Consider the following 3,663-nt stretch of genomic DNA (forward strand, 5'->3'; position numbering starts at 1 on the left):
TGACCCGCGCGCGGGTCAGTGAGCACTGCCCTCCCCCCGCCTGACGACGACAGGCGCAGCGACCTGACCGGGGCTCATACGTAATCGATTACGTCATCTCCTCCAGCCGGGCCAGCGACGAAGCTATCAACACTGTATGCGCAGGTCAACGGCTCTTCGAGGCTGAACTTTCCTTACAGCTGCGCATCACGAAACGGCCGCAGTGCGTCATGAAGTTCACCAGAACTGTTGACTTTTGTTTACCAATGTTGTGAAGGTAGCCGCCGTCGCCTCACCCAGGCATGACGCCCCCCGGCTCGAAGGAGAGCAACCTCATGGCAGTTCGCAAGCGGGATTCGGTCACCCGGCGCCGTTCCGTCGTCCGGCGTGGCCTGGCCGGGAGCGTCGTTCTCACCCTCACGGCGCTGACCGCGTGCGGCGGCGGCCCGGACGACGAGGCCGGCACGGAGGCGAGTTCCGCCTGTGAGCCCGCATCCGGCAAGGTCACCCTCGACTACTGGTCGTGGGTGCCCGGTATGCAGAAGGCCGTCGACCTCTGGAACAGCGAGAACCCCGACGTCCAGGTCAAGCTCAGGACGACGCCGTCCGGAAACGCCGGCACGTACCAGAACCTGTCCAACGCGCTGAAGGCCGGCAAGGCCCCCGACCTCGGGCAGATCGAGTACGACTCGCTCGCCAGCTTCCGCCTCAAGGGCGGGCTCACCGACATCGCGAAGTGCGACGGGGTCGAGGAGGCCGGCTCGAAGTTCGTCGACTGGACCTGGTCGCAGGTGGACTTCGGCGCCGGGGGCGAGGACGGCGTGTGGGCGGTGCCCCAGGACACCGGCCCGATGGCGCTGTTCTACCGCAAGGACGTCTTCGACAAGCTCGGCCTGGCCGCGCCGACGACCTGGGAGGAGTACGAGTCCGCCGCCCGGAAGATCAAGGCGGCGAAGAAGGGGCAGTACATCACCCACTTCTCGCAGACCGACCCGAACTGGTTCACGGGGCTGCTGTGGCAGAACAAGGCCCCCATGTTCGACCGCGACGGCGACAAGTGGAAGGTCACCGTCGACCGGCCCGAGAGCCGCAAGGTGGCCGACTACTGGCAGAAGCTCATCGACGACAAGCTCGTCGCCACCGATCTCCAGGGCTTCTCCCCCGCCCTGTACAAGTCGTGGAACGACGGCGAGGTCGTCACCTGGATCAGCGCGGCCTGGGGTTACAGCACCATCCGCGACAACGCCAAGGCCACCGACGGCAAGTGGGCCGTCGCCCCCATGCCGCAGTGGGAGAAGGGCCAGAAGCAGGCGGGCAACTGGGGCGGTTCGACCACCGCCGTCCTCAAGGGCAGCAAGCACCCGGCCGAGGCGGCGAAGTTCGCGCTGTGGCTGAACACCGACGCCAAGGCGCTGGGAATCCTCAACAAGGAGGGCGGCCTCTACCCCGCGGCCAAGGCAGGTCTCGAACTGCCCGCCCTGAAGCAGCCGGTCGACTTCTACGGCAAGCAGCCGGTCTTCGACGTGTTCGCGGAGGCGTCGGCGAACGTCGACACCGACTTCACGTGGGGTCCGACCATGACCGACACCTACCGCTTCCTCAGCGACGGCACCGCCAAGGCCACCGGCGGCGGCAGCACGCTGGGCGATGTGCTGAAGGACACCGACTCGCAGAGCGCCGAGTCGCTGCGCAAGCAGTCGCTGGACGTGACGGACTGACCCCTGCCGCCGGTCTTCTCCCGCCCTGCCCCGCCGGCAGGACCCGACCCGAAAGTCATCCGTGACGACCACCCGCACCCCGGCGGCAGCGGCCTCCCGCAGCCGCCGCACCCTCGCACCGTTCGCGTTCCTCGCACCCTTCCTGATCCCCTTCGTCCTGTTCACCCTGGTGCCGGTCGGCTACGCGTTCTGGCAGAGCCTGCACAAGACGGAGCGAACAGGCGGCACCTTCGGCCGCACGGAGACGGTCTTCGCCGGTTTCCAGCAGTACGCCGACGTCATGTCCGAGCCGTTCTTCGCGGACAGCCTGCTGCGCGTGGCGCTCTTCGCCCTGGTGCAGATACCCGTGATGCTGGCCCTCGCGCTGGCCCTCGCACTGCTGCTCGACTCCGCGGTGGCGCGCCTCAAGCGGTTCTTCCGCCTCGTCTACTTCGTGCCGTACGGCATCCCCGGCGTCGTGGCCGCCCTGATGTGGGCGTTCCTGTACGACCCCCGGCTGTCCCCCGTCGTCGAGCTGCTCCGCTCGGTGAACATCGACGTCGATCTCCTCGGCCCGGACGCCATCCTGTGGTCGATCGGCAACGTCGTCACCTGGACCTACACCGGCTACAACATGCTCATCATGTACGCGGCGCTGCAGGCCGTACCCGCGGACCTCAGTGAGGCGGCGCGGGTCGACGGGGCGGGAGCATGGACGATCGCCCTGCGCATCAAGGTGCCCGTGATCCGGCCGGCCCTCGTGCTGACCGGTGTCTTCTCCCTCATCGGCACCTTCCAGCTGTTCACCGAGCCGCAGGTGTTCCGTGCCATCTCCACCAGCGTGACGAGCACGTACACCCCCAACCTCGCCGCCTACTCACTCGCCGCGGGTGATCACTACAGTGAGGCGGCCGCCCTGTCGGTACTCCTCGCAGTGGCCACCTTCCTGCTGTCCTTCCTGTTCCTCCGCTTCACTGCCAGGAGGCAGGGATGACCCTCCTCACCCGCACCGAGGGCGCACACGCGCCCGCGCGCCCGCGCCGCGGCCCCGCGCTGTCGAGCGTGCCGGTACTCGTGTTCATGACGCTGGTCGCCGCCTACATGCTGCTGCCCGTGTACTGGCTGCTGGTCTCCGCGACCAAGAGCCAGGGCGACCTGGTCACCACGCCCGGTCTGCTCCCCGCCGACTGGCACCTGGGCGAGAACCTCACCGCGCTCCTCACCCAGCAGGACGGTGTCTACCTGCGCTGGCTCGGCAACAGCCTCGCCTACGCCGGGGCCGGTGCGGCGGTCGGCACGCTGCTCGCCGCAATGGCCGGATACGCCCTGGCCGTCTACCGGTTCAAGGGCAGGGAGGCGGTCTTCTCGGTGATTCTCGGCGGCGTCCTGGTGCCCGCCACCGCCCTCGCGCTGCCCCTCTTCCTGCTCTTCGCCGAGGTGGACGCCACCAACACCTTCTGGTCGGTCTTCCTGCCCAGCGTCGTCAGCCCGTTCGGCGTCTACCTGTCCCGGATCTTCGCCACCGCGTCCATCCCCGGCGAGGTCATCGAGGCGGCCCGCATCGACGGGGCCGGCGAGTGGACCATCTTCCGCAGCATCGCCCTGCGCATGATGTCCCCGGCCCTGGTGACCGTCTTCCTCTTCCAGTTCGTCGTCATCTGGAACAACTTCCTGCTCCCTCTGATCATGCTTCAGGACGAGCGGCTCTACCCGGTCACCCTGGGCCTGTTCACCTGGCAGTCCCAGACCAGCAGGGCGCCGGAGCTCCAGACGCTGACCCTGGTCGGCGCGCTCGTCTCGGTCGTTCCCATCGTGATCACCTTCCTGCTCCTGCAGCGCTACTGGCGCGCGGGCCTGGCCGCCGGGGCGGTGAAGTCGTGAACGACCCGATGCTCGCCCTCACGGACCGGATCGGCGCAATCGCCTACGGGGGCGACTACAACCCGGAGCAGTGGCCCGAGGACGTCTGGCACGAGGACGTACGCCT

Annotated in this window: 3 protein-coding genes; all 3 read left to right on the forward strand. The window is 68.0% G+C overall.

What is annotated here, in order from left to right:
* The first annotated feature begins 314 nt into the window (after positions 1-314).
* The 3 genes from BFF76_RS27940 (at position 315) to BFF76_RS27950 (ending at position 3,557) form a co-directional block, all read left to right on the forward strand.
* Positions 315-1,697, forward strand: coding sequence for an ABC transporter substrate-binding protein (locus tag BFF76_RS27940; protein WP_051834561.1), 1,383 nt, complete (start codon positions 315-317; stop codon positions 1,695-1,697).
* A 61-nt stretch (positions 1,698-1,758) separates the two neighbouring features.
* Positions 1,759-2,670 (forward strand): carbohydrate ABC transporter permease, encoded by a 912-nt coding sequence (locus BFF76_RS27945; RefSeq protein ID WP_031092494.1) that lies wholly within the window; start codon positions 1,759-1,761, stop codon positions 2,668-2,670.
* Positions 2,667-3,557 (forward strand): carbohydrate ABC transporter permease, encoded by an 891-nt coding sequence (locus BFF76_RS27950; RefSeq protein WP_031092491.1) that lies wholly within the window; start codon positions 2,667-2,669, stop codon positions 3,555-3,557. The genes BFF76_RS27945 and BFF76_RS27950 overlap by 4 nt, the downstream gene beginning before the upstream one ends.
* The last annotated feature ends 106 nt before the right edge of the window (positions 3,558-3,663 follow it).

This window comes from Streptomyces mutomycini, from assembly GCF_001700505.1.
GTDB classification, from domain to species: domain Bacteria; phylum Actinomycetota; class Actinomycetes; order Streptomycetales; family Streptomycetaceae; genus Streptomyces; species Streptomyces mutomycini.